The sequence below is a fragment of the Pseudomonas sp. BS3782 TE3695 genome, from assembly GCF_050435305.1.
Taxonomy (GTDB): domain Bacteria; phylum Pseudomonadota; class Gammaproteobacteria; order Pseudomonadales; family Pseudomonadaceae; genus Aquipseudomonas.
Genome location: NZ_JBNDKB010000001.1, coordinates 4,641,847 through 4,666,362 on the forward strand (window position 1 = coordinate 4,641,847; position 24,516 = coordinate 4,666,362).

Sequence of the window (24,516 nt, forward strand, 5' to 3'; positions counted from 1 at the left end):
GTTCTCCTTGAAGGGATAAAAACGGTCACTGCGGACAGGTGCTCGCGGGGTTCATTCCAGAGCGGTCACTTCCACGACAGGTATCAGCTGAACCGCCACCGGTGCCGGTTTGCCGCGCTTCTTGCGCTTGTTGATCAGCGGCGGGCATTTGTCTTCGTTGTGGTAGGTCATCTGGCAATCGAGGCAGTAGTGACACTCGTTGGCATTGATCCGGCCATCAGGGTGAATCGCCTGGATCTCGCATTCCTTGGCGCACAACTGGCAGGGGCTGCCGCATTCCTGGCGGCGCTTGAGCCAGTCGAACAAGCGCAATTTGGTCGGGATCGCCAGCGCTGCACCCAAGGGGCAGATGTAGCGGCAATAGACTTTGCGCGTGAAAATGTTGATCACCAGCAGCGCCACCGCGTAGAGCACGAACCACCACTGGCGGTCGAACTTGAGGGTGATGGCGGTTTTGAAGGGTTCCACCTCGGCGAACAGCTCGGCGGTAGACATCGATTCCAGGGAGATGCCGAAAAGCAGGAGCAAGATGATGTATTTGATCGCCCACAGCCGCTCATGCACCGCAAACGGCAATTCGTACTGGGGAATTTTCAACTTGCGCGCGGCTTCGTTGATCAGCTCTTGCAAGGCGCCGAACGGGCACAGCCAGCCGCAGAACACACCACGGCCCCACAGCAGGATGCTCGCGGCAGTGAAGACCCAGAGCATGAAGATCAATGGATCGGTGAGAAATAGCTCCCAGCGAAAGTGCTCGAACAGCGCATGCACAAAGGTCAGGACATTGACCACCGACAACTGCCCCAGGGCATACCAGCCCAGAAAGACCACGGTAAAGAGCAAGTAACCACGACGCAGCCAGTGCAGAAAGCGTGGCCGGCGGGTGAGTTTGTCTTGCAGAAACAGGATGGCCGTCAGCAGCAACAACGCGCTCGCGAGGACGGCGATCTGGAAGTGTTTCTGGTACCAGATGTTCAACCACATCGGCCGGCTGGCTTCCTCGATGGCCGCCCGTTCTTCGGCAGTTGGCGCAGGTCGCTCAAGGTAGGGTTCGGGCAGTTGATAAGGCAGTTCGAAGCTGCTGAAGGTGCCGCTGACCGGTCCCGTCTGACGCCGCACAAGGAGTTCCAGGGACCAGGGCGATCCCGGGTCGAACCCCACCGGTTTGCGCACAATGAACACCGACATTTCAGTGAACTCGGGCATGCCCTTGGCAAACACGTCGGAGAGCCGCTGATGGTCCATGTCGCGAAAGCTGATGACGTTGCCGAACTGGCGCAATTGCACCCGATCGAAAATCCCGCCGCGCACATAACCCGAGCCTTTATAGGAAAACAGCCCACGCCCCAGCACCACGATGGCCTGCTCGCCAGGTTTGAGTTCCTGCATGAGGAAGCGATATTGATTGTCGCCCAGCAGCGCGCGGCCAATGGTCGGTGGGTTCAAGTCGGCGGTGTACAGCTCGATAAAGGTGTCATCGACTTGATCCGGGCCGGCGTTGTCGACGCCTTCGGCTTCGGTGCCCTTGAAGGCGGCATCGACTTGTCCACGGGTCAGGTTCAACCGGCGAATGGCGCCGTTACCGGTCAGCTGCTCCCAGGTGGCGGGCTCGTAGAAATCCTGGCGCACGGTGGCGGGCTTGTTCACCACCCCGCCCCTGTCCTCAATCAGCTTCAACGATACGGCCACCTCATGGGCGGCACGCATGATGACTTCATTGACCACCATGGCGGTGACGGTTGCGCCGGCGATGGCATCCACGGTGACCGCGCTCGGGTCGCTGGAATGCCCGACGACTACCCGTTGGCTGACCTTGATCCCTTTGTATCGGGCGCTGAAACCGTGGAGTTTTTCTTCGGGGATGCCGATCAGCAGAATCGGTTCGTGGTGCTCCAGCACATAGGCGTCCCGAATCACTCCGGCGGTGTCGAGGATCACCTGGGTGTTGATCGGCTTGCCCGAGTAGGCCGGAATATCCACCACATCCAGGCTCTGGAACACATACCCGATGACCTTGCCGGCCGCCGACAGCGTGCGCACCTTGAATGTGCCTTCGGCTGCGGAGATTGAATCGGTTTGCGGGAAGACTTTCTCGATGCGCTGCTGCTCGATGTCGCCGTATGACTTGGCCTGCACCGTCGCGAACGCGGCGATCATCAGCAAGACCATCACCGCCAGCCCGACGCTCCAGATGCGCGGATTGCCAGGTGTCGAAGGCTGATGGATTGTCATGAATTCGCTGATTTCAAAGGGGCTTGCGGCCATGTTAGGGAGCGCTGTGTGCCTCGCCCTTGATTGAAATCAACTCGATAAAATTCCTCGAGCCAAGCGTCCCGACGCTTCAAACGGTGCGGGAAAACCGGCCTTTTTGCTCCCCTCCCAGATAGGCGTCAAATGCCATCGCGGCACTGCGCATCATCAAATGCCCTTGCGGCAACAGCACCAACTCATCGCTGTGAATCTGCAACAGTCCGTCATGCACCTGCTCGTCCAGTTGCGCCAGCGCATCGGCAAAATACTCGGTGAAGCAAATGCCATAACCCGCTTCGAACTTGGCGAAATCGATCCGCCCGTGGCACATCAAGTCACTGATCACTTCACGGCGCAGCAGATCGTCGGCGCTCAAGCGATAACCACGATGCACCGGCAACAAGCCTTGATCGATACGGGCGTAGTATTGCGAAAGCTCCTTGACGCTCTGGCTGTAGCTGTCGCCAACCTTACCGATCGAAGACACCCCAAGGCCGATCAAGTCGCAATCGGCATGGGTCGAGTAGCCCTGAAAATTGCGTTGCAGAGTGCCATGGGTGCGGGCCAGCGCCAGTTCGTCGTCCGGCAAGGCGAAATGGTCCATGCCGATATAGACATAACCGGCCTCGGTCAGGCGGCGGATGGTCAACTCCAGCAACTCCAGCTTGCGCTCCGGTGGCGGCATGTCCGCCGGGCGAATCAGCCGTTGCGCGCGCACCAGCTCGGGTAAATGGGCATAGCTGTAGGCGGCAATCCGGTCCGGACGCAGGGCAATGATCTTGCCGAGGGTGACGTCGAAACTGTTCACGGTTTGCAGTGGCAGGCCGTAAATCAGATCGACGCTGATCGACTTGAATTGCGCCTCACGTGCCGCTACGACAAGCGCGTAAATCTGTTCTTCACTTTGCTGGCGATTGACCGCCGCCTGCACATCGGGATCGAAGTCCTGCACGCCGAAACTCAAGCGGTTAAAGCCCAATTGACGCAGCGACTGAATCTGCTCGGTGTTGATGGTGCGCGGATCGACCTCGATGGAAAACTCATGGTCATCGCTGTCGTCCATGTCGAACGCCTGGTGCAGGCAGTCCATCAGATCCGCGAGCTGTTCACGGGTTAAATACGTCGGCGTGCCCCCGCCCAGGTGCAGTTGCGTGAGTTTGCGCGTGCTGTCGAACAACGCCGCCTGCATGGCGATTTCACGTTTGAGGTACGTCAGGTATTCGACGGCCCGATGGGTTTTCCGGGTAATTATTTTGTTGCAGGCGCAGTAGTAGCAAAGGCTCTTGCAGAACGGAATATGGATATACACCGACAACGGCTTGGGCACCGTCGCCAGGTTACTGTCGGAGGCGGCACGCTGGTAGTCGTCGACGGCAAACGCCTGATGGAACTGCGGCGCCGTGGGGTAAGAGGTATAACGCGGCCCTGGGCGGTCATATTTTTCGACCAGGGCTCGATCGAAATCGAATGCAGATTTCATGATCAATCAACTCGCAGGTGGGTTAATGCCTTGCACTGCCCGAATCCTTTTCAAACAGGTTGCAGATGGCATCCACTTCCGGCCGGCCGGTGGGAAGAATGCTGATGAAACGGTCCGACAATTCAATCAACCCCTCACGACTCAATTGCTCCAGCAATGGCCAGACAGATGAAAAATACTGATGGAAAATCAGCCCATAGCGCCGCTCGATGGCGCGGATATCCAGCTCTTGATCACAGGCCAGACGCTCCATGACCATGTGCCGTATCTGATCCCCCGCCTCGAAACGCCAGCCACGAGACGTCGGCAATTGGCCCCGGTCCAGTTGCTGCTGATAGCGCTCGATTGCGTCGGTGTTTTGCGTGTACAAATCGTCGATCTGACTGATAGCCCCCAAACCGAAGCCGATATGGTCGCAATAGCCGTGACGGGTAAAACCGTCACAGGTGCGACGCAACTGGCCCCGCTCCTGAGCGATCGCCAGATCATCATCGGGCCGCATAAACTGGCCCATACCGATGTAGTGATACCCTGCGCCCATCAACTGTTCGAAGGCGATCTGGCGCATCGCGCCTTTATCGTCCTGGCTGCACAGTTCCCTGACCTTGTCGCCGAGTTTTGGCCGATAGCGGCGTGGTGGCCGGGCATAGTCGAACACCATCAGCCTGTCCGGCTCCAGCTCGATAATGGTCGTCAGTTTCAGCGCGAAGCTTTCTGGCGTTTGCCAGGCATGACCAAAACCCAGATCGACGTTGATGGATCGATAACCAAAGGTACGGGCGGCATCGATCAGTGAATGAACGGGGGCCGGGTTCTGGTAGCAGGCCACCGACATGCCACAGTCGCTGTCGATATCCGGAACACCGATGCTGACATGATTGAATCCCTGGCCCCGTAGCGCGCCCATGGTCGTCCAATCGGTATGGTGAAGGTCGACGTCAACGCTGTAATCGCCGCACTCATGTTCGAGAAAGTTGAACCGACTGCGCAGACGCCCCATCAGCCGCTCGAGATGAGCGCTGGTGGGTGTTCCGCCGCCCAGATGAAATTGTTCGACCCGCTGCTCCGAACTCAGGTGGCAACCGACGAGGTCGATCTCGTGTTCCAGGCGCTGGAGGTACTGTTCGATGTCGCCATGTTCGCAGGCATCGCGCGGGGAACAAAAGGATGGCTTGAGCCGGGAAGGCAGTTGCACGTTCAGGGCGATCGGGCGTCGTTTCTGGCGGCTGACGCGCAAGGCACGGAGCAAATCCAGGGAGCCAATGCCGTCATGAAACTTTTGCGTATCGGCATGACAGTTGGGGTCGAGTACGCCCTGATCGCACCGAGCGATCAGCTCGCCGGGGGCGTGAGAAAAATCGAGCATGACAGGTCTCCGAGACTGGCTGCGGATCAACAGTGTCCGGGATTGGCGGTCAATGCTCCTTGACTTGCATCAAGCGCAAGCCAAGTGCTTGCAGGACAAACCTTGGGGCAAGGCCGCTCACCACGTCAGGTAAAACATCCCCTTGGCCAACAACACAATGACGACCAAATGGCCGAACACACTGCCATGGATGAAATGCAGGTAACGAGCGTTCATTCGGCCGCTTTTGAACAGAAACATGGCGGCCAGGAAATGCAGCAGCACGCTCACGGCGACCATGATTTTCAGCAGCAACAAAGTGCTGAACGATGAGGCCATTGGCGTTGCAAGGACGGGCAAATAGCGTAGCCAGACCATGCCCAGCCCCGCGCCGAACAGTGCCAGCAGCACCCACGGCATCAGGGTGCGGGCGCGGCGGCCAATACCCTCCTCGACCAGCAGCATTACTTTGGCCGGCAACTGTTTGCGGATGCTTTCCAGGAACAGGACTTCGAAGAACACTGTGCCGATAAAGACCAGGGCGGCAAACAGATGAAAGGTCAGAAACAGCGGATAGAGCATGGATGTTCGCCCTCGGTTCAGCTGTCGGTTTCTGCGCAGAATACAGAGCAGGTCGACTCAGGCGATTGACATCAATCAAGAAACCCGCGAATCCCCGATGTGGGCTGGGCCGCGAGCGGCGACTCTGTTTTTTTGAAGGCGTTGCTGGTTAAACAGCCTCAACGCTTCACCTTGAAACTATTGTCTAAACTTAAGCTTCAGCATGAGGGCTCAGCCATGTGCGGACGACTTTCGCAGTATCGAGGTGTTCACGAGTTCGTGGCGGCGCTGAGCATGCCCAACGCCCTGGTCAACAATGCTGGCGACCAGCCGCTCGAGCTCTACAACGCCGCGCCGTCGACTCAGCTCGCCCTCTTCCACGAGGAAAGCGGCATGTTGCACGCCGACAGGGTTCGTTGGGGCTGGCGACCGCATTGGGCCAGGGATCACGCGACACCGATCAATGCCCGGGTTGAGAAAGTCGCCCACGACCCGTTCTTCAAGGAGATATGGCCGCACCGGGCAATTATTGCCATCGACAACTGGTTTGAATGGGTTTACGAGGGCGGTCCGAAGAAACAGCCGTACCTGATCCGTCGCAAAGATCACGCGCCGATCCTGTGCGCCGCCATTGGTCAGTATCCAAGGTACGAAAAGGAGCCGGAAGAGCATGACGGCTTCGTAATCATCACCGCGGACAGTGAAGGCGGCATGGTGGATATTCATGACCGTCGGCCTGTGACGCTCAGTCCCGAACTGGCTCGGGAATGGATTGACCCCTACACGCCCAAGGAGCGCGCCGAACAGATAATCCTGCAGGAACGCGAACCCTGCGACGTCTTCGAATGGTTCAAAGTGAACATGGCCGTGGGCAACGTGAGGAACCAGGGCTCAGAACTGATAGAGCCGATCTCCGCCACCATGACGAGCGGAGATAAAACAATCTGAACCCGCACTTCCCCTCCAAGTCGAAAAAATTGGCAGCCCTTTAATCACTGAAACATCACTTTAAAGGAGTCTTTTCATGAAGATTTCGGAAGTCATGACCAAAGATGTTTTAACAGCCAAGCCAAACCAGACGATCCAGGAGGCCGCGAACATGATGGCCAGGATCGATAGCGGCGCCATTATGGTTGAGGAACAGGAGCGTCTGGTTGGCATGATCACGGACCGGGATATAGCCATTAGGGCCGTAGCCGAAGGACTTCCTGGCAAAACCCCTATCAGTAAAGTAATGACGGGTGGCATCCGCTATTGCTTTGAGGATGAAGACATCGAGCATGTGGCAAAGAACATGGCAGACATACAACTGCGCCGCCTGCCCGTACTTAACCGGGAAAAGCGCTTGGTGGGCGTTGTATCGCTGGGCAACATTGCCAGCACTCGGTCTCAATCCGCCGCTGCTACGGTTTTGCGCGGAGTGGCGCAGGCTCATTAACCGGTTGGAATAGGATCGTCTAAACATTCATCAGAGTTGCCATGGATCCGGCATGCGCTCGCCTGGCTTGTACTGAAACTTTTCGATCCGGAATCCGGTTTCAGCGGTCAGGCGAGTCATTCTTCCGGCGCTGATGCATGAAGCAAGCGCCTTTTGCTGGAGCCCGTGCAGGTTCTGTGACAGATCAGTCCGGCTCGATGAGCAGGTCTTTATCTTCCGCCCCTAGCGCCGGCTCTTGATCTTCCAAGTCGTCGGTTTCACGCTTCTTTTTCAGGCGGGCTCGAGCGCGCTCGGTGTCATAGATTTTTCCCTCGGCCAAGCCGCTCAGGGTTGTGGAAATCCGATAGTAACCACCGCACGGCTCGCAATGAATGCGTAACCCGGCCCCGTACGAAGAATCTTCCAGCGCATAAGTGTTTCCACAAAGCGGACAATTCATAGCCACCTCCTGATCATTCAGTTAGCCGCTTTCAGCCCGCCATAAATACTGACAACCCGGATCGGGAGGGTAACTAATAGCGGGGACATGTTGATATCGACAGGGGCTATCCATGGAGGTTGCTTGTTTTTCGTCGATGAATCGGGCAATACCTGTGAACCCTGTAGGAGCTGCCGAAGGCTGCGATCTTTTGATCTTTCGAGAGCCGCGGAAGATCAAAGGATCGCAGCCTTCGGCAGCTCCTACAGGGAGACGGGGGTTATAGCCGGGAATCCGCAACCAACGCCTGCCTGGAGCGAGTCGGCGTGACCGACCTCTCCTCGGTGTCGCGATGCAATAAGGAAACGTAGTAGTCATAGGTGGATATCAACGGCACGGGCTCATCGTTGCGCGCCATCTCAAGCCATCGTCTTGTGCGTTCAATATCAAAGCACTCGTTCTTGAATTTCATTTTCGCCACAAGGTTCGCAGACACCTTGTAGCGTCCACACCCGGCCGAGCAATCGACCTCTGAGCAGTCTTCAGCGGCATGACCGGTTTTAGAGGCAGCCTGACAAATTAAGCACTTCATGTCCGATCTCCGTATCCATGAACTACCAACTGTAGACGATCCGTGATCAGGGAGCCGTGCACTCCAGCAGAAAAAGGGGCATCCCGTCGCGCCGACTACAACGACTACCTGGCCAGTCAATCGATCCTCGAAAAGTGAAGAGCCCAGCGCAATGGCTGGGCTCCGGTTATCTTCTGTTTTCCAGCATTTTGTCGGCGAGTGCCTTGGCCCTTTGGATTAACAGATTCTGTCTGTCTTCGTGGGTGGCTTCTCCTACCACCGGTGCCGTCAGATGGCTTTCGGCAATCAACGCGGCACAGAAGTATTGATCCCAGACAGCGCTTTGCTCCGACTCCTGTCTGTTCATTTGGTCGGCGATCATATGCGGCTCCTTTTGATGAGGTAGCTTTTTAAGTTTATGCCCGAATCGTGGACTACCCGCATCGCGAAGGATGACCGGCACCTCATTGCCATCCGCTCACTGGCGACAAATCGTTTCCTCGACTAGGATTTTCAGCGCACAGGACTTCGCCCACTGTGTTGTCGGGCGACTCATCAAAGGAGAGATAGATGACATCTACTCGAATTTCCGAGCAAACCTATCGTGGATGGTCCAACCCCATCTTGCTCGAACTCAAGGAAAGAGAACATCAGCTAAGCCCTTCGGCACGCCAGGCCCTGCAAAATGTCCTGGTGGAGAGGAGGCTTCTTGATACTGGCAATCCATCCGGCAGCGATCGGCGCAAAGCTGATCCGTCCTGGTAAACGACAGGCATCCCTGGCGTTTTCTATCGCTCATCCTCTACGCTGCTGGCGCTTCGCCGGCAGCGTGTTCATAAGCCACTGCCAAACTCCAGACAAAAAAAAGCCCAGGCAGCTGATGGACGCCTGGGCTTTAAAAATGCATAAACCGTGGTGGTGAACGCGAGGTGATATTACCCAATCGGGGGACTTGTAACAAGATATTCTTTACTCACTATCCAGTTACTAAATCTCCTAAGCCTTTCAATATCCACACTATTTTGAAGTCATCTGCTGACTGTTCCGCTCCCAACACCATCGATCGCAGTGGAAAAAGCCTCCCGTGCATCGCGCACCAGCTCACGCCATTCGGCGTTATTTATGAGCCCGGCCCCTTCCATTTCATCCGCCGCCTTCAGCAGTTTGTCGTAGTGTTCTTCACAATCCATCCCGGCCTCCGGTTCTCTCAAGAGCCGGTACCAGGCATCGAGGGCTGCCTTTTTCCGATCATCATTCATGGCCAAACTCCAAGGACTGTCAGCGCTTGGAAGTTGATTCAGGCATGACCGTTCCTCGGTTCCGACATACGGCAGCGGCGGGCCTTACAAACAGTCCCGGACCGCTTGGCGCAGCGCCCCTGACTTGGCCCACGGTGGCCCTTGGTAAAGCGATACCCGGCTGCCATCCTTCGATTTCACGATGTCCAGAATTTCGTCGGCCGTGATGATGCTCGGCGCGGTGATCCGGTAGCCATTGGACATCGGCGATTGCGTCGATCCCGGAACGTCCTTACGCCATAACGGTAATACACACGCGGCATATTCCTTGGGTGCCTTCACGCTGTACTTGCTGACATTGGGCTCGCCGGGCACCACGGATGCAGGTAATGAACAACCCGCCAACACAGCCACCGCTATTCCCGTTACCAACCTGCGCATAACGCTTCCCTACCCTGCAAAACGGGAAATGTAGCCTGTACTTGCGCAGACATCCAGCAGACAGCCGGCGATGTCTCTATAACGGGGCTTCGCCCTGCCCCACCTCGGCTCCCGAGCCGGAATCGGGATACGATCTCGCATTGAGGTACGTCATCCATCGCTCGTACGCTTCGTGCTGCCATTTCATGACCCGCTCCCACTCCGGACCGCTCATCTGATGGGCCGAGATCAGTTTCATCATTTCCGTGGTGGCCGCATCCAGGTCAACGATCAGCTCATGTGCATGGTGTCTGAATTCATCGGTAGTCGTCATTTTCGAGATAGCCTCGCCCCAGCGAATAAATCACTACCTCACTACGACAGCAGAGCTGTTATCTCACGTTAATGTTCCCGACCAATGGAAGCACCTTCCATCACTATCCCTTTACGCAGACCACCTGTCGCAAAGTGTGCAGCACTTCCACCAGATCACGCTGTGCGTACATGACTTTATCGATGTCCTTGTAGGCCATCGGAATCTCATCGATGACCGCCGCATCCTTGCGGCACTCCACATGAGCGGTCGCACGAATCTGGTCCGCGACGGTGAAGGTATTCTTGGCTTTGGTGCGGCTCATGGTCCGACCAGCGCCGTGGCTGCAGGAGCAGAACGATTGCTCATTGCCCAGACCTCGAACGATAAAGCTTTTGGCGCCCATTGAGCCGGGAATGATCCCAAGCTCGCCCTTCTTCGCCGACACCGCGCCCTTGCGGGTGACCAGGACGTCTTCACCGAAGTGCCGCTCTTTCTGCACGTAGTTGTGGTGGCAGTTCACGGCTTCGAGCGCGACCTCGAAGGGTTTGCGGATCACTTGCCGCGCGGCCTGAATCACTGCCTGCATCATCAAGGCCCGGTTCTGCCGGGCGAAATCCTGAGCCCAGCCCACCGCTTCGACGTAGTCATCGAAGTGCCGGCTGCCCTCTTTGAAATAGGCCAGGTCGCGGTCCGGCAGATTGGCGATGTGCTGGCGCATGTCCGCTTGGGCCAATTGAATGAACAGGGTCCCGATGGCATTGCCAACGCCGCGAGAACCGCTGTGCAGCATGAACCAGACGCGGTTGGCCTCATCCAGGCAGACCTCGATGAAGTGATTACCGGTACCGAGGGTGCCCAGGTGCTGACGATTGTTGGTACTGGCGAGTTTGGGGTATTTGTCGGTGATCGCCTTGAACCCTGGACTCAGCGCCCTCCAGACTTGATCGGCCTGGTGTGGAACGTGGTTCCAGGCACCTTCATCGCGGCGGCCACGGCTCAACGTGCGGCCATGTGGCACGGCTTTTTCGATGGCACTGCGCAGGCCGTGCAGGTTGTCTGGCAAATCGGCAGCGGTCAGTGAAGTACGCGCGGCAATCATGCCGCAGCCGATGTCCACCCCCACGGCCGCCGGAATGATCGCGCCCACAGTGGGGATCACGCTGCCGATGGTGGATCCTTTGCCCAGATGCACGTCCGGCATCACCGCCAGGTGCCTGAAGATGAATGGCATCTTCGCGATATTGATCAATTGCTGCCGGGCTTCGCTTTCAACCGGCACACCCTCGGTCCAGAGTTTGATCGGCTTGCCGTTGGCGACTTCCAGCAGTTGGTAGACAGGTTGTTGCATGATTTCGACTCTCTTGCGATCAGACGAACATAACGCTCCAGACAGGTAAATGGGACTACTATTTCGTAGCGGGGAATTGCAGGAGGTCATCATGTGGCTTAACGAATATGAACAGCAACTTCGGCGCGACCTGCAAGGTGTAGCCTCGGACCTGAGGTGGTCGGCGGTAGAGCTTTTGCGCATCGCAGAGCAGTTGCGCCTGGCCGGCAATGAGGTGGACGCCGAGGCAACATTAAGGCTGTGCGAGTTATTCCAGGGCGATGAAGAGCGACTGGCGGGCTATGCTGAAGAAGTGAAGGCAAAATCCATCAGTCGAACGAAAGCTCACTAGAGAGCGCTGCCATGAACAAGCGTCTATGCGCGCTGATCGCCGTGCTGGCGGCGTCAGGTGGCTGCAATACGGAATCACATATTTATCGAGACCAACCGCTGGTCGCCAAGGTCGAGACGGGCATGAGCAAGGAACAGGTCCAGCAGATTGGCGGCCAGCCTTTATCGATCACCAAGCGCACGGTGGAACCTGGTACCTGCTTTGATTACAAGCTGATCCAGAATGGCCGTCAGCAGCCGTACATTGTCAGTTTCGACAAGCTGGGCAAGGTCGACCACAAAAGCTTCATGACCTGTGCGCAATGGAGTCGAGCCCAACAAAAAGCCAGAGAATATTCTCCTTCCACAGGCGGGATGGGTGGCGGCGGGTATTGATTCTACCGTGTAGCAGCTGCCTCGCAGGCTCGGCAGCTGCTACGGCGCGCTATTTGTCTGATTTGTGGCTACGCGACGCTTTACCCGACCGGGCTCGGTAGGCGGGAAGCGAAGCTGCATAAGCCAGCGCCTCCTCTCTGCTGCCAAAGGCTCCAAGTCGGTCACCTTTGGTGCACACTCGCCAAGGGCCGTTGTTCACGCTGAGTACGTCATAGCCGTTCATGTGCATTTTGTTCAGCATCGGAACGCTCATAGTCACCTCCATTCGGCAGTGATAGTTCTGGATCGACTTTATTACCTTACACCCGACTCTCACTGAAGTGCCGACCAGACGTCGCGTCGGGATTCCGGCATTCCAATCGCACTTTCAGCAAACCTGTCGACTCCAATCCTTAAAGCAAAATACTTCGGAGCACTTCGGTCCGAATATTGCATTTTCATGACTGTTTTATGACAACTACAGTCGGGTAACCCATGAAAGTACGTGCCACGGTCATTTGCGAACAGGATCGGCATATCCTCCTGGTGCGCAAGCCCAAGTCTCCCTGGACTTTGCCCGGCGGAAAAGTAGAGCGAGGAGAAACCGCTGCGGGCGCGGCCATACGAGAGCTTTACGAAGAAACAGGGCTTGGAGTCGACGGCCTGCTGTACCTCATGGAACTGGAAACAACCAGCACTCGGCACCATGTCTACGAAGCGTCGGTCGTAAACCTGGCGGAGGCTCGTCCACAAAATGAAATCTTCGACTGCATCTGGTATCCGCTGGAGGCCGTCCACAATCTGAAAATAAGCGACGCCGCGCTCAGAATCGTCAAAGCGTTTCGGCGTCGCTTGTAGGTCGAGCCGGCGCCACCCGCAAGCTTTTCAGCCCAGATCGCCGCCACCGACCGGCATGACCATGCCGGTGATGTAGGAAGCTTCGTCGCTGGCCAGAAACAGGATAGCGCTCGCCTGTTCATCCAGGGTGCCGTAGCGCTTCATCAAACTGCTGTCGAGGGTCTGGTCGACAATCTGCTGATACCAGAGCTCTTCCTGCGCGCTCTGTTGCCCGGTGTTGCGTGGGATCAGGCGCGGTGGCGCCTCGGTGCCACCGGGGGCGGTCGCGTTGACCCGCACGCCACGACCGGCTGTTTCGAAGGCCAGGCATGCAGTCAGCGCATTGACCCCGCCCTTCGCCGCACCGTATGGCACGCGATTGACGCTGCGGGTGGCAATGGATGAAACGTTGACGATGGCGCCGCTGCCTTGTTCGAGCATGAACGGCAGCGCGGCATGGCAACACCATAATGTCGGAAACAACGAACGGCGCACTTCGGCTTCGATCTGCGCCTCTTCATAGTGCTCGAAAGGCTTGGCCCAGATCGTGCCGCCAACGTTGTTGACCAGCACGTCGAGGCGAGCAAAACGTTCGACAGCGGTGCGCATCACGCGTGAGCACTCGGTGTATTGCTCAAGGTCGGCGGTCAGGGCAAGTACCTGGCTGCTCTGCCCCAACTCCTTCTGGAGTTCGAACACCAGATCGGAGCGGTCGACCAGGATCAGTCGTGCACCTTCGATGGCCATGCGTTCAGCCACGCGCCGGCCGATGCCCTGAGCGGCACCGGTAATCAGCGCGACTTTTTCGTGGAATCTGTTCATGTGTACCTCGTGACGAAGGATGCTTCCCGGCGCGATCCTGTAGGGGTGCATCGCTGCAGAAAATTTTTATGCCGCGCTGGCGGCAAATTTTTCGTAGTAGAAGTTCACCGGCGCAATGCCTTGTTCGCGGATGAACTGGCTGACCGCTTCGACCATCGGTGGCGGGCCGCACAGGTAGACGTCGACGTCGCCATCGTTCAAATGCCGTGGCTCGATGTGTTGGGTCACGTAGCCCTTGAGCGGGTGCCGGCTGTCGGGATTGGCCACGCAGGCACTGAAGCTGAAGTTCGCAATTCGCGCGGCGAAGGCTTCGAGTCGATCGAGTTCCACCAAGTCGAAATCGTTGGTCACGCCGTAGATCAAATGCAGCGGATGCTCGCTGCCCTGTTCGGCGATTTTTTCCAGCATCGCGGTGAACGGCGCCAGGCCGGTGCCACCGGCCAGCAGCAACAATGGACGGCGGATGTCGCGCAGATAGAAACTGCCCAACGGTCCGGCCAGGCTCATGCTGTCGCCGGCCTTGGCCATGCCGGTGAGGAAACTGCTCATCAAGCCGCCGGGTACGTTACGAATCAGAAAACTGACTTCGCCGTCCCGCTGCAGCGAGCTGAACGAGTAGGCCCGAGTCTGCTCGCTGCCGGGAACCCCCAGGTTCACATACTGCCCCGGCAGGAACGCCAGTCTGCTCAGGGCTTCGCCCTTGATCGACAGCGCGATGGTGCTGTCGGACAACTGCCGCACGGCGCTAATGGTCGCGTCGTAACTGGCCTGACGGGTGCGGCAGACATCCGATGAAACCGGCACCCGCACCACGCAATCGCTCTGCGCCCGCATCTGGCAGGTCAGAACAAAACCCTGTTGCGCTTCGTCGGCGCTGAGGGCGTCTTCGATGTAGTCCTCACCCAAGTCGTAGCGGCCAGCCTCGGCGAAGCACTTGCAGGTGCCGCAAGCACCATCGCGGCAGTCCAGGGGAATATTGATGCCTTGGCGATACGCGGCATCGGCCACGGTTTCGCCAACATTGGCGTCGATGAATCGGGTGACGCCGTCTTCAAAATTGAACGCAATAGAATGAGTCATGACGGCCGCCTCAGAGGTGGTAAACATCGATGACCTGGCGAACGTAGTCGTTCTTCAGGATCACTTTCTTGGCCTTGATCAGCGGGTTTTCGCCGCGCACATCGAGGGTGTAGAAGCTGCTGCCGAAATAGCTGTCGACGGTCTTGTAGCGAAAACTCAGGGTGTGCCAGTTGAAGCGCACCTTGCACAGCCCGTCGGCCTGTTCGAGCAGCTCGATATTGCTGAGGTTATGCGAGGTGCGGGTGTCCGGCACGCTGGCGCTGGAACGCTCGGTCTTGATGCGGAAGATGCGGTCTTCCAGGCCGGTGCGGTTGCCGTACCAGATCAGCGAGATTTCCCGCTGCGGGTCTTCAGTCAGCTCGTCGTTGTCGTCCCAGGACGGCATCCAGAATGTCGTGTCCGGGGCGTACAACTCCAGCCAGTCGTCCCATTGTTTGTCGTCGAGGTAGCGTGCTTCGCGGTAGAGAAAATCGCGCACAGCATCATAGGTAATGGTCATTGCACAGCCTCCACTGCAATCCGTTCGGACTGCTCGGCGGCCAACGCCTTGAGCATCGTTTGCTGCCAATACTTGTGTTGCAGCACGAACAGGCCTTCGTCTTCGGTACGCACGCCGCTGAGCAGCGGATGCAGATCGATCTCTTTGGCAGCTTCATCAGCGCCTTCGACCCAGTGTTCGGCACCACGGGACATGTCGTTCCACGTGGTGACGCTGCCCTGGTAACCCGTCTGGCAGGAGCGAAACTCTTCCAGATCGTCCGGGGTCGCCATGCCGCTGACGTTGAAGAAATCCTCGTACTGACGAATCCGGCTCGACCGGGCGTGGTCGCTTTCGCCTTTGGGGGCGATGCAATAAATGGTGATTTCGGTGCGGTTGACCGAGATCGGCCGGGCGATGCGAATCTGCGAGCTGAACTGGTCCATCAGGTACACGTTCGGGTACAGGCACAGGTTGCGCGAGTTCTCGATCATCCAGTTGGCGCGAGCCTGGCCGAAGTCCCGGGCCAACTCGTCGCGACGCTCGTACAGCGGGCGGTCCTCGGGGTTGGACCAACGGGTCCAGAGCAGCATGTGGCCCTTGTCGAAAGAATAGAAACCGCCGCCCTGCTTGGCCCAGGTGCCGGCGCTCATGGTCGGGTTGCAATCACCAGCCTCGCGCTGTTTGCGCTGGTTCTGGGTCGCCGCGTAGTTCCAGTGCACCGAGCTGACGTGATAGCCGTCGGCACCGTTTTCGGCGGTGAGTTTCCAGTTGCCTTCGTAGATGTAACTGGAGGAACCGCGCAGCACTTCCAGGCCATCGGCGGACTGGTCGACGATCATGTCGATGATCTTTGCCGATTCGCCCAGGTGATCGACCAGCGGCACGACATCGGCCTTGAGGCTGCCGAACAGGAAGCCGCGATAGGATTCGAAACGCGCGACCTTGGTCAGGTCGTGGGAGCCTTCGCAATTGAAGCTTGCCGGGTAGCCGGCCGCTGCCGGGTCCTTGACCTTGAGCAGCTTGCCGGAGTTGTTGAAGGTCCAGCCGTGGAAGGGGCAAGTGTAGGAACTCTTGTTGCCGGTCTTGTGCCGGCAGAGCATTGCGCCACGGTGGCTGCACGCATTGATAAAGGCGTTCAGTTCACCGTCCTTGTTGCGCGCGATGAAGATCGACTGACGCCCCATGGTGGTGGTGTAGAAATCGTTGTTGTTGGGAATCTGGCTCTCGTGTGCGAGGTACAGCCAGTTGCCTTCGAAGATGTGTTCCATCTCGAGGTCGAACAGCCGCGGATCGGTGAACATCTCGCGCTTGCAGCGATAGATGCCCTGCTCAGGGTCTTCTTCAAGCAGGGAGTGAAGGTATTCGGGTCGCAGGGACATGGCCGCCGCCTCCATTGTTTTTATTCAGGCAGGGCCATGCTAGGACGCGGGGATGGGGCGGACTATCCGCCGGGTGCAGACCTGTATCCGTTTTGTGCAGAGAGCGGTCGGTGGTTGACGCTTGCCAATGTGGCGAGGGAGCTTGCTCCCGCTGGGCTGCGAAGCGGCCCCACTCTCTTCCTGAAAGAATGGGACTGCTGCGCAGTCCAGCGGGAGCAAGCTCCCTCGCCACAGGTTACTTATCGCAACCTATTCAATGACGGCGCTTTAGGGTGTCCGATGGCAATTCGCCGAACTGTTTGCGGTAGCTGTCGGAGAACCGGCCCAGGTGCAGAAAGCCGTAATCCATGGCCACTTGCGTGACGTTGCGCACGTTGCAGGTCGGGTCGCTCAGGTTGGCGTGAATGCGTTCGAGCTTCTTCTGCCGAATGTAGTTTTTCGGCGTGTCTCCCGCATTGCGTTCGAACAAGCCATACAGCGAACGCAGGCTCATCCGCGCCTGGCGCGCCAGTTCTTCGCTGTCGATGTCCTGCTTGAGGTTGCACGCGATGTAATCGACCAGCGCCTCGAACGTGGCCGAGGGTGAGCCGGGATCGGTGCGCATGACGTTGGTCTTCATCAGGCCAAGCATCTTGCTGACAACGATTTGCGCATAGTGCTCCTGCACCCGGGGAATCTGCTCGGTGGCTTCCGCCTCCTGGCAGATCATCGCCAGCAGACCGACGAAACCTTCCAGTTCGTTGAGCTGATAACGGTTCTCCAGAAACCGCACGCCCTGCCCCGGATACCGCCAGCGCTGCTCCTCGCACACCGACTCCAGCAGCCGCGCGGGGACTTTCAGGATAAATTTTTCGCAATCACTGGAATAGGTCAGGTCCACCGAATCATCGGGATTGATCAGCAGCAACTCGCCAGGCGCGAAGTAGTGTTCCTGGCCATGACCACGCCACAGGCAGTTGCCGCGCAGCAACACTTGCAAATGATAGATGCTGTCCAGCGCATGGGACATGACGCGCACACTGGCGCCGTAACTGATGCGGCACAGGTCGAGGCTGGCGAATTTGCGATGATCGAGACTGGCCAGCGGCCGGCCGGCGCGAGGCATCCGCAGGCAATGATTGCCGACGTGCTGATTGACGTAGCCGGATACCGCGTAGGGGTCGGCATGGTCGAAGACTCTGCTGCGATGACTCAACAATTGCGCTTGCATCATCGGATCACTCTCATTGTTATTGTTGATTGCGCCGCCATTCTAGTGTGCTGGCCGAAACACAGAAGGCCACGAGATAAACGGTCGGTTATCTCGTGGCCCGGATCAGCTCGCAGTGCCGTCAGTCCTCGAGCGCGCGAACCCGTTCGTGGCGTTGCTGCTCCTCAGGCTGGGCAGACGACTGCAACGTGAAGTCAAAATCGATTTCGGCAAAACGCCCGCTCACGCCATGGGCCGCCGCTCGCTGCGGATCGTCGCTGAAGGTGATTTTGGCGATCAGTTCGTCACGGGTGGCGTAGGCAAAATCGTCATGCAGGTACTGATCGCCGTCGAGGTTGATCTGGGTGGTCAGGTGACGATGATCCGGCGCGGAGATGAAGAAGTGAATGTGCGCCGGCCGCTGACCATGACGGCCCAGTTGATCGAGCAGTTGCTGAGTCGGACCGTCCGGCGGGCAGCCGTAGCCCGACGGCACGATGCTGCGAAAACGGTAACGGCCCTCGGCATCGGTGACGATACGGCGACGCAGGTTGAATTCCGATTGAGTGGTGTCGAAGTACGAATAAGTGCCGCCGGTGTTGGCGTGCCAGACATCCACCACCGCGCCGGCCAGCGGTTCGCCGGCGGTGTTGCGCACTTGGCCTTGCATGAACAGCACCACTCCCGGATCGACGCCGTCATCCAGCCGCGCTTCGCCTTCCGATATGGGCGCACCGGCCACATACAGTGGCCCTTCGATGGTCCGCGGTGTGCCGCCGGCTTTGCCGGCCTGTTCGTCTTCGGCGTCCATCAGCAGGTCGAGGTAATGCTCCAGACCGAGCCCGGCCACCACCAACCCGGCCTCTTGGCGCGCACCCAGCACGTTGAGGTAGTTGACGGCTTTCCAGAATTCTTCCGGGGTCACAGCCAGGTCTTCGATGATGTTCACCGAATCGCGCAGGATGCGGTAAATCAGCGCCTTGACCCGCGGGTCGCCGGCTTCGTTATGCAGACCGCTGGCGTCTTCGAGAAACTTCTGGGCACTGGCAGTGTGGGAAATCTTGACGTTCATAGTGGTTCCTCATCTTGTAATTATTAGCGTAGCGAACTGAACAGGCTGGGTTCAGCAGTCATCCTCGCGAATGGAAGAAGGATGCCGGCACATCGCGGTGACTTTGATCGCCATGTACGGATACAGCGGCAATTGCATCAGCAGGTCATGCAGTTCCTGAACGCTGTCGACATCGAACACGCTGTAATTGGCATAGAGCCCGGCGATGCGCCACAGATGGCGCCACTTGCCTTGCTCTTGCAGGCGCTGGGCCAGGGCTTTTTCGTCTGCCTTGAGCTGAGCGGCGCGTTCCGGGTTCATGTCGAGCGGTAAATTCACCGTCATTTTTACGTGAAACAGCATGATGCCCTCCTCAGGCTTGATGAACGGCAGTGGATGTGATCCTGGAGACTTTGTCCCGACGGAAAAACGCCAGGCGCTCTTCATCCAGGCTCAGGCCCAGCCCCGGTGTTTGCGGAACGTGCAGTTGGAAATCGCGGTAGACCAATGGCTCGCTGAGAATGTCTTCGGTGAGCAGCAGCGGGCCGAACAACTCGGTGTCCCAGCCCAGTGTGTTCAGCGTGAGGAAGGCATGGGCCGAGGCCAATGTGCCGATACCGCCTTCGAGCATGGTGCCGCCGTACAGGCCAATACCCGCCGCCTCGGCAATCGCGGCGGTTCGCAGTACGGCACGTGGGCCGCCGTTCTTGGCGATTTTCAGGGCGAATACCGAAGCCGCGCCCTCGCGCGCCAGGTTGAAGGCATCTTCCACGCATTCGATGGATTCATCGGCCATGATCGGCGCCGGGCTCACGGTATTCAGGCGCACCATGCCGGCGCGGTTATTGCGCGAGATCGGTTGTTCGATCAGGTCGATGCCGTTGGTGCCGAGGATCCGGCAGGCCCGCAGGGCAACCGCTTCGTCCCAGGCCTGATTGACATCGACCCGCACGCTGGCGCGATCGCCCAGCGCCTTTTTGATCGCAATGACGTGAGCCAGGTCGCGGTTGACCTCGCCAGCGCCGATTTTCAGCTTGAAGATCCGATGCCGGCGCAGGTCGAGCATTTGTTCCGCTTCGGCGATGTCCTTGCCGGTGTCGCCGCTGGCCAGGGTCCAGGCCACCGGCAGCGCATCACGAACGCGACCGCCCAGCAGCTCGCTGACCGGCAGGCCGAGGCGCTTGCCCTGGGCGTCGAGCAAAGCACTTTCGATACCCGATTTGGCGAAGGTGTTACCCCGAATGCTGCGTTCCAGACGCAACATCGTGGCATTCACATTGCCGCTGTCCTGGCCGATCAGCAATGGCGCGAAGTGTTTGTCGATGTTGGTCTTGATGCTGTCCGGGCTTTCGTTGCCATAGGCCAGACCGCCAATGGTGGTCGATTCACCAATCCCTTCAATACCGTCGGCACAGCGCACACGGATGATCACCAGAGTCTGGTTCTGCATGGTGTGCATCGCCAGCTTGTGCGGGCGAATGGTCGGCAGATCGACGATGATCGTCTCGATCAATTCAATGGCAGTTGCACGCATGTCGATACCCGTCAGGTTCTTAAAGTTCTGGAACGGATTCTGGTACGGCTTTTTCTGGACGGCCAATATAGAATTGGTCTGGATCGATACCTTAAAGGTATTTAACAGACCGACGTCCGGAGGCCCCATGGAACTGCGTCATCTGCGCTATTTTCAGGTGTTGGCTCAAACCCTCAACTTCACCCGCGCCGCCGAACTGCTGCACATCGCCCAACCGCCGCTGAGCCGGCAGATCCAGCAGCTGGAAGACGAACTCGGGGTGCTGCTGCTGGAGCGCGGCCGACCGCTGAAGCTGACCGACGCCGGGCGGTTTTTCCACGAACATTCCACCGCCCTGCTCGAACAACTGGGCAAGGTGTGCGACAACACACGGCGGATCGGGCTGGGTGAAAAGACCTGGCTGGGCATCGGCTTTGCGCCATCGACTTTGTATGGCGTGCTGCCGGAACTGATTCGCCGATTGCGCAGCGGCGAGCCTTTGGCGCTTGAATTGGGGCTCTCGGAAATGACCACGTTGCAACAAGTGCAGGCGCTCAAGGCCGGGCGCATCGACATTGGTTTCGGGCGAATTCGCATCGACGACCCGGCGATCATTCAGACTGTTTTGACTGAAGACCGGCTGGTCGCCGCCCTGCCCGCCGGCCATCCATTACTGGCCGGACCGATCAGCCTTCGTGACCTGGCAAAAGAACCCTTCGTGCTCTACCCCGGCAACCCGCGGCCCAGCTACGCCGACCACGTGATCGCATTATTCGAATCCTATGGCGTGCACATCAACGTGGCGCAATGGACCAACGAGCTGCAAACAGCGATCGGCTTGGTGGGTGCGGGAATCGGGGTGACGCTGGTGCCGGCTTCAGTGCAATTGCTGCACCGCGACGACATTGGCTTCACCCCGGTGCTGGAAGATAACGCGACCTCGCCGATCATCCTCAGCAGGCGCGTGGGCGATGTATCGCCGGGGTTGAATCATTGTTTGCAGATGATCGGTGAACTGCTGCCGCGCGACAGACCAGCGTAGGAGCTGGCGAAGCCTCCGATCTTTTGATTTTCGGCGGTTTCGAAAATGCCGAGGATCAAAAGATCGCAGCCTGCGGCAGCTCCTACAAGGAGTGCGTCAGGCCATTACACCAGCGAAGGCCCGGCGCCCGGCGCGCATTTCGGTACGAAGTTCGCCGATCAGGTTGGAAATATCGCGGACACTGGTCAACTCGTCGGGCGATACGCCGGTAATCAACAGCTCAATCCGCCCGGTGCTGTGATCGAAGACCTTGATCCGCAACGTTTCATCACGATTCACGGTGCATTCGCAGGACAGCGGTTTGAAACCGGACTCCACAATGCTGCAAAGCTGGGGAACTGGAATCATGGCGAGCGCCCTCGGGGACGGTTTTGCGATTGGATCCACTCAGCGTAGATCAACTTGCGCAACGCGCCAGCGAGTTCTGCGTAGGAGCTGCCGCAGGCTGCGATCTCTTGGATCTTTGGCATTTTTCGAAACCGCTAAGAATCAAAAGATCGCAGCCTGCGGCAGCTCCTACGCCGGTCAATCGCCCCGACATCACTCAGTGGGTATCTGCCCCCCACAACCAGTTCCAGATGCCTGGCAGCTCAACCGCTTCTGAACTGTCACGGACAGTACGCGCCATGGCCGCCCGCTGCAGTGCTGCCGTGTCGTCGTAAAACGCTTTCTGCGCCGTCACCAGACCGGTTGCACTGGCACTGTCGAGGAGGATTTGCAGGTATTCGCGGGTATGCCGGGCGGTGTAGCGATTCAGGTCGTGAAAGGTCACTACCACCGGAATCACGCCGTCCACCGTCGGCAACTCGCCGAGGGCAATGCGCTCTCGGACTTCGGACAGTTGCCGCAGCATATTGGCCCGACGACGGGGGCTGGCGTTAAAGCCCCAGATCTTGCCGTCATTGGCGCTCAGGTCAGTCAGCAATACGTGCATGCCATGCTGTTGATAGGCCGCAAAGGTGCGCTTGTCGTAGTTCCAGAATGGCGGACGCACCAGGGTCGGCGTGGTTTTGCTGATCGCGGCGATGTCTGCACTGCCATCAGTGAGCGACTGTTCCAGCTCTTCCGGGTCCAGAGAACGATGGTTGGTGTGCCGGCGCGTGGCGGTGTGGAAGCCCAGCAGGTGACCTTCGGCGTGTTCGCGACGCATGATCTGTCGACCCGCTTCACTGCCGCCGGCGCGTGAGTCACGGGTCTGCACGAAGAACACCGCTTTAATGTCGGGTTGCAGCGGATTGCGCGCGAGGCTGTCGAGCACGGTGACGGTCGGGTTGTAAAAACCCGACGCGCTGGGCCCGTCATCGAAGGTCAGCAAAAAGCGGATCGGCGCTTGCTCGCGCAGACTTTGTTGCGTCTGCGGCGTCATTTCAATGGGCGCGGCAATGCAGCCCAGCAGGCCGACTGCGATGGCGAACGCGGAGAAAACCTTGACCAGCTGCTTCATGTTTTGCCTTGGACCAGACCTTGCGGTCATCACGTTTAATGGCAAAAACCCCTCGCCCATTCATCCCTCGACCGGCCCGCAGATCGCTGCAAGCCGAGGTTGGATAAGGGTACACAGTGTTTGGTTCCGGCGCCCGCTCTCGGAGGCGCCCGTCAGATTGTTTTGCCCCCAAAAATCAAAAGATCGCAGCCTTCGGCAGCTCCACATTAAATGGCGTAGGAGCTGCCGAAGGCTGCGATCTTTTGATTTTGATTACCAGCCGATCAGGGTTTCAGCGGACGCTCCTGATCGCGGTCCGACAGTTCTTTACCGTCGTCAGGATGCTTCCAGTCCGGCGTCGAACGCCTCTGCTGCTCGAGCTCTTCCTCTGTCGGTTCATCGATGTCCTCATCCGGGTCCGGACGCGTTGGTTCAGTGGCCATGTCCACCTCCTCTCCTCAAAAGATCAGTCATCTTTTTTAAGCGTAGAACAGTTTCGGATAAGACGACTCAGAGCCACCACCGCAGCAAAAAGAAGAACCCCATGCTCAACAACATGCTGAGCAAGGTGTTGCGGGTGTAAAGGACCAGGCCCACGGCCACCAGCGAACTGATCAGGTACGGGTTGTCCCACTGCAGGTTCAACTGCTTGTCGGGCATGAACACGATCGGCCCGCAGATGGCGGTAAGCATGCCCGGCACCGCGAAACCGAGGAACTGCCGGGCATTGCTACTCAAGCGCACCGGCAGCCGAGGCTCAAGAAATACGTAGCGGTTCAGGAACACCAGCAGGCCCATCCCGATAATCACAGCCCAGACCATCATGTGCGCCCCACATAGAGTTTGTTGCAGATAAAGCCTGCGGTCATGCCCGCCAACCCCGACAACACCAGGGCCGAGCCCCATTGCCAATAGCTGAACAGCACCGAACAGAACAGTGAAACCGCCACGCAGACCACTGTCGGAACATTGCGCACCACTGGCGTGATCAAGGCGATAAAGGTCGCCGCGATGGAGAAGTCCAGCCCAAGGTGTTCAAGGCCCGGAATGCTGCTGCCCAGCACAATGCCCGCCAGGGTGAAGAGGTTCCACGCGATGTAAAACGTCAGGCCCACACCCAGGGCGTACCAACGATTGAACTGCTGTTTGTCATGCTGGCTGGTCAGGGCGAACAACTCGTCGGTGAGCAAAAAGCCGAGCCCCACACGCCAGCGGCCCGGCAACGGGGAAATCACTGAACGCATGCTCATCCCGTAAAGCAAATGCTGGGAGGTCAGCAACAACGTGGTCAACAGGATCGAAAAGACCCCGGCACCGCCCTTGAGCATGCCGATGGCGACCAGTTGAGCCGCGCCGGCAAACACGATGCTCGACAGCCCCTGGCCTTGCAGCGGTGTGAGATTGGCCTCGATGGCCATGGAACCGGCCAGCAACCCCCAAGGCGCGGTCGCCAGGGACAACGGCATGATGGCCGCGGCACCGCGAAGGAATGCACTGCGCGGCATGAGTGAGTTGGACATAACGCTCTACAACCAGGGAAAGACTCCAGACTGTGCCAGCAGTCACGACCCATGGCTTGAACTATCTTGCGCACTTTTGGCGATTATCCGGCGCGAGTACCATGGAACGA

The 24,516-nt window shown here is 58.3% G+C and carries 32 protein-coding genes; 7 read left to right on the forward strand and 25 right to left on the reverse strand.

Annotation, left to right across the window (positions count from 1 at the left end; translation table 11 throughout):
- Window positions 1-51: 51 nt before the first annotated feature.
- The 4 genes from nosR to ABH909_RS20860 form a co-directional block, all read right to left on the reverse strand.
- Complete coding sequence (gene nosR, locus ABH909_RS20845) at window positions 52-2,232, reverse strand: transcriptional regulator NosR (protein WP_429436568.1); 2,181 nt, start codon at window positions 2,230-2,232, stop codon at window positions 52-54.
- 109 nt (window positions 2,233-2,341) lie between these two features.
- Complete coding sequence (hemN, locus tag ABH909_RS20850; protein WP_429436570.1) at window positions 2,342-3,730, reverse strand: oxygen-independent coproporphyrinogen III oxidase; 1,389 nt, start codon at window positions 3,728-3,730, stop codon at window positions 2,342-2,344.
- 22 nt (window positions 3,731-3,752) lie between these two features.
- Complete coding sequence (locus tag ABH909_RS20855; RefSeq protein WP_429436573.1) at window positions 3,753-5,096, reverse strand: coproporphyrinogen III oxidase; 1,344 nt, start codon at window positions 5,094-5,096, stop codon at window positions 3,753-3,755.
- Between the two features lie 117 nt (window positions 5,097-5,213).
- On the reverse strand, window positions 5,214-5,657 hold the full coding sequence (locus tag ABH909_RS20860; RefSeq protein ID WP_429436575.1) for a CopD family copper resistance protein: 444 nt from the start codon (window positions 5,655-5,657) through the stop codon (window positions 5,214-5,216).
- A 216-nt stretch (window positions 5,658-5,873) separates the two neighbouring features.
- Between ABH909_RS20860 and ABH909_RS20865 the strand changes: the two genes are divergently transcribed.
- Both ABH909_RS20865 and ABH909_RS20870 read left to right on the forward strand, forming a co-directional pair.
- On the forward strand, window positions 5,874-6,584 hold the full coding sequence (locus ABH909_RS20865; protein ID WP_429376835.1) for an SOS response-associated peptidase family protein: 711 nt from the start codon (window positions 5,874-5,876) through the stop codon (window positions 6,582-6,584).
- A gap of 76 nt (window positions 6,585-6,660) precedes the next feature.
- Window positions 6,661-7,074, forward strand: coding sequence for a CBS domain-containing protein (locus ABH909_RS20870; protein ID WP_095632617.1), 414 nt, complete (start codon window positions 6,661-6,663; stop codon window positions 7,072-7,074).
- 184 nt (window positions 7,075-7,258) lie between these two features.
- Here ABH909_RS20870 and ABH909_RS20875 read toward each other — a convergent pair whose 3' ends face one another.
- The 3 genes from ABH909_RS20875 to ABH909_RS20885 form a co-directional block, all read right to left on the reverse strand.
- Entirely contained in the window at window positions 7,259-7,513 is a 255-nt protein-coding gene (locus ABH909_RS20875; RefSeq protein WP_429436578.1) for a hypothetical protein, read from the reverse strand.
- Window positions 7,514-7,772: 259 nt separating this feature from the next.
- Window positions 7,773-8,084 carry a hypothetical protein gene (locus tag ABH909_RS20880; RefSeq protein WP_429436580.1) on the reverse strand — a complete coding sequence of 104 codons (312 nt, stop codon included), beginning with the start codon at window positions 8,082-8,084 and terminating at the stop codon, window positions 7,773-7,775.
- A gap of 166 nt (window positions 8,085-8,250) precedes the next feature.
- A complete protein-coding gene (locus ABH909_RS20885) occupies window positions 8,251-8,445 on the reverse strand; it encodes a hypothetical protein (RefSeq protein WP_429436582.1) in 195 nt (64 codons plus the stop codon).
- Between the two features lie 188 nt (window positions 8,446-8,633).
- Here ABH909_RS20885 and ABH909_RS20890 point away from each other — a divergent pair, with 188 nt between their 5' ends.
- On the forward strand, window positions 8,634-8,828 hold the full coding sequence (locus tag ABH909_RS20890) for a hypothetical protein (protein ID WP_429436584.1): 195 nt from the start codon (window positions 8,634-8,636) through the stop codon (window positions 8,826-8,828).
- Between the two features lie 263 nt (window positions 8,829-9,091).
- Here ABH909_RS20890 and ABH909_RS20895 read toward each other — a convergent pair whose 3' ends face one another.
- The 4 genes from ABH909_RS20895 to ABH909_RS20910 form a co-directional block, all read right to left on the reverse strand.
- Window positions 9,092-9,322, reverse strand: a complete 231-nt coding sequence (locus ABH909_RS20895; RefSeq protein ID WP_429436587.1) for a hypothetical protein — start codon at window positions 9,320-9,322, stop codon at window positions 9,092-9,094.
- A gap of 84 nt (window positions 9,323-9,406) precedes the next feature.
- Complete coding sequence (locus ABH909_RS20900) at window positions 9,407-9,742, reverse strand: hypothetical protein (protein ID WP_429436590.1); 336 nt, start codon at window positions 9,740-9,742, stop codon at window positions 9,407-9,409.
- Window positions 9,743-9,818: 76 nt separating this feature from the next.
- Window positions 9,819-10,055: a hypothetical protein gene (locus ABH909_RS20905; protein ID WP_429436592.1), complete on the reverse strand. Its 237-nt coding sequence runs from the start codon at window positions 10,053-10,055 to the stop codon at window positions 9,819-9,821.
- A gap of 103 nt (window positions 10,056-10,158) precedes the next feature.
- Window positions 10,159-11,385 carry an RtcB family protein gene (locus tag ABH909_RS20910; protein ID WP_429436595.1) on the reverse strand — a complete coding sequence of 409 codons (1,227 nt, stop codon included), beginning with the start codon at window positions 11,383-11,385 and terminating at the stop codon, window positions 10,159-10,161.
- A 91-nt stretch (window positions 11,386-11,476) separates the two neighbouring features.
- Between ABH909_RS20910 and ABH909_RS20915 the strand changes: the two genes are divergently transcribed.
- On the forward strand, window positions 11,477-11,716 hold the full coding sequence (locus tag ABH909_RS20915; RefSeq protein ID WP_429436597.1) for a hypothetical protein: 240 nt from the start codon (window positions 11,477-11,479) through the stop codon (window positions 11,714-11,716).
- An 11-nt stretch (window positions 11,717-11,727) separates the two neighbouring features.
- Entirely contained in the window at window positions 11,728-12,090 is a 363-nt protein-coding gene (gene osmE / locus ABH909_RS20920) for an osmotically-inducible lipoprotein OsmE (protein WP_429436600.1), read from the forward strand.
- Window positions 12,091-12,139: 49 nt separating this feature from the next.
- On the opposite strand, the gene ABH909_RS20925 is transcribed toward osmE, so the two are convergent.
- Window positions 12,140-12,343 carry a DUF2188 domain-containing protein gene (locus ABH909_RS20925; protein WP_429436603.1) on the reverse strand — a complete coding sequence of 68 codons (204 nt, stop codon included), beginning with the start codon at window positions 12,341-12,343 and terminating at the stop codon, window positions 12,140-12,142.
- Between the two features lie 221 nt (window positions 12,344-12,564).
- Here ABH909_RS20925 and ABH909_RS20930 point away from each other — a divergent pair, with 221 nt between their 5' ends.
- A complete protein-coding gene (locus ABH909_RS20930; RefSeq protein ID WP_429436605.1) occupies window positions 12,565-12,927 on the forward strand; it encodes an NUDIX hydrolase in 363 nt (120 codons plus the stop codon).
- 27 nt (window positions 12,928-12,954) lie between these two features.
- On the opposite strand, the gene ABH909_RS20935 is transcribed toward ABH909_RS20930, so the two are convergent.
- The 8 genes from ABH909_RS20935 to ABH909_RS20970 form a co-directional block, all read right to left on the reverse strand.
- The gene (locus tag ABH909_RS20935; protein WP_429436608.1) at window positions 12,955-13,728 is read right to left on the reverse strand and encodes a 1,6-dihydroxycyclohexa-2,4-diene-1-carboxylate dehydrogenase; all 774 of its coding nucleotides are present in this window, start codon (window positions 13,726-13,728) and stop codon (window positions 12,955-12,957) included.
- 66 nt (window positions 13,729-13,794) lie between these two features.
- Entirely contained in the window at window positions 13,795-14,808 is a 1,014-nt protein-coding gene (benC, locus tag ABH909_RS20940) for a benzoate 1,2-dioxygenase electron transfer component BenC (protein WP_429436610.1), read from the reverse strand.
- Between the two features lie 10 nt (window positions 14,809-14,818).
- Window positions 14,819-15,307, reverse strand: a complete 489-nt coding sequence (benB, locus tag ABH909_RS20945) for a benzoate 1,2-dioxygenase small subunit (protein WP_429436613.1) — start codon at window positions 15,305-15,307, stop codon at window positions 14,819-14,821.
- Window positions 15,304-16,668: a benzoate 1,2-dioxygenase large subunit gene (gene benA, locus ABH909_RS20950; RefSeq protein WP_429436615.1), complete on the reverse strand. Its 1,365-nt coding sequence runs from the start codon at window positions 16,666-16,668 to the stop codon at window positions 15,304-15,306. The genes benB and benA overlap by 4 nt, the downstream gene beginning before the upstream one ends.
- Window positions 16,669-16,921: 253 nt before the next feature.
- Window positions 16,922-17,881, reverse strand: a complete 960-nt coding sequence (locus tag ABH909_RS20955) for an AraC family transcriptional regulator (RefSeq protein WP_429436618.1) — start codon at window positions 17,879-17,881, stop codon at window positions 16,922-16,924.
- Between the two features lie 118 nt (window positions 17,882-17,999).
- Window positions 18,000-18,929 carry a catechol 1,2-dioxygenase gene (gene catA, locus ABH909_RS20960; protein WP_429436621.1) on the reverse strand — a complete coding sequence of 310 codons (930 nt, stop codon included), beginning with the start codon at window positions 18,927-18,929 and terminating at the stop codon, window positions 18,000-18,002.
- 51 nt (window positions 18,930-18,980) lie between these two features.
- Window positions 18,981-19,271: a muconolactone Delta-isomerase gene (catC, locus tag ABH909_RS20965; protein ID WP_429436623.1), complete on the reverse strand. Its 291-nt coding sequence runs from the start codon at window positions 19,269-19,271 to the stop codon at window positions 18,981-18,983.
- Window positions 19,272-19,281: 10 nt separating this feature from the next.
- Window positions 19,282-20,442 (reverse strand): muconate cycloisomerase family protein, encoded by a 1,161-nt coding sequence (locus tag ABH909_RS20970; RefSeq protein WP_429436626.1) that lies wholly within the window; start codon window positions 20,440-20,442, stop codon window positions 19,282-19,284.
- A 127-nt stretch (window positions 20,443-20,569) separates the two neighbouring features.
- Here ABH909_RS20970 and ABH909_RS20975 point away from each other — a divergent pair, with 127 nt between their 5' ends.
- Window positions 20,570-21,463 carry a LysR family transcriptional regulator gene (locus tag ABH909_RS20975; protein WP_429436628.1) on the forward strand — a complete coding sequence of 298 codons (894 nt, stop codon included), beginning with the start codon at window positions 20,570-20,572 and terminating at the stop codon, window positions 21,461-21,463.
- 96 nt (window positions 21,464-21,559) lie between these two features.
- Here ABH909_RS20975 and ABH909_RS20980 read toward each other — a convergent pair whose 3' ends face one another.
- The 5 genes from ABH909_RS20980 to ABH909_RS21000 all read right to left on the reverse strand — a co-directional run bounded on the left by ABH909_RS20980 (window position 21,560) and on the right by ABH909_RS21000 (window position 24,406).
- Window positions 21,560-21,811: a DUF1652 domain-containing protein gene (locus ABH909_RS20980; RefSeq protein WP_192342802.1), complete on the reverse strand. Its 252-nt coding sequence runs from the start codon at window positions 21,809-21,811 to the stop codon at window positions 21,560-21,562.
- Window positions 21,812-22,007: 196 nt separating this feature from the next.
- Window positions 22,008-22,907, reverse strand: a complete 900-nt coding sequence (locus ABH909_RS20985) for a polysaccharide deacetylase family protein (protein ID WP_429436631.1) — start codon at window positions 22,905-22,907, stop codon at window positions 22,008-22,010.
- A 263-nt stretch (window positions 22,908-23,170) separates the two neighbouring features.
- Complete coding sequence (locus ABH909_RS20990) at window positions 23,171-23,329, reverse strand: hypothetical protein (RefSeq protein WP_367375148.1); 159 nt, start codon at window positions 23,327-23,329, stop codon at window positions 23,171-23,173.
- Window positions 23,330-23,396: 67 nt separating this feature from the next.
- A complete protein-coding gene (locus ABH909_RS20995; protein ID WP_162830927.1) occupies window positions 23,397-23,708 on the reverse strand; it encodes an AzlD domain-containing protein in 312 nt (103 codons plus the stop codon).
- A complete protein-coding gene (locus ABH909_RS21000; protein WP_032830637.1) occupies window positions 23,708-24,406 on the reverse strand; it encodes an AzlC family ABC transporter permease in 699 nt (232 codons plus the stop codon). Before ABH909_RS21000 ends, ABH909_RS20995 begins: the two co-directional genes overlap by 1 nt.
- Window positions 24,407-24,516: the final 110 nt, after the last annotated feature.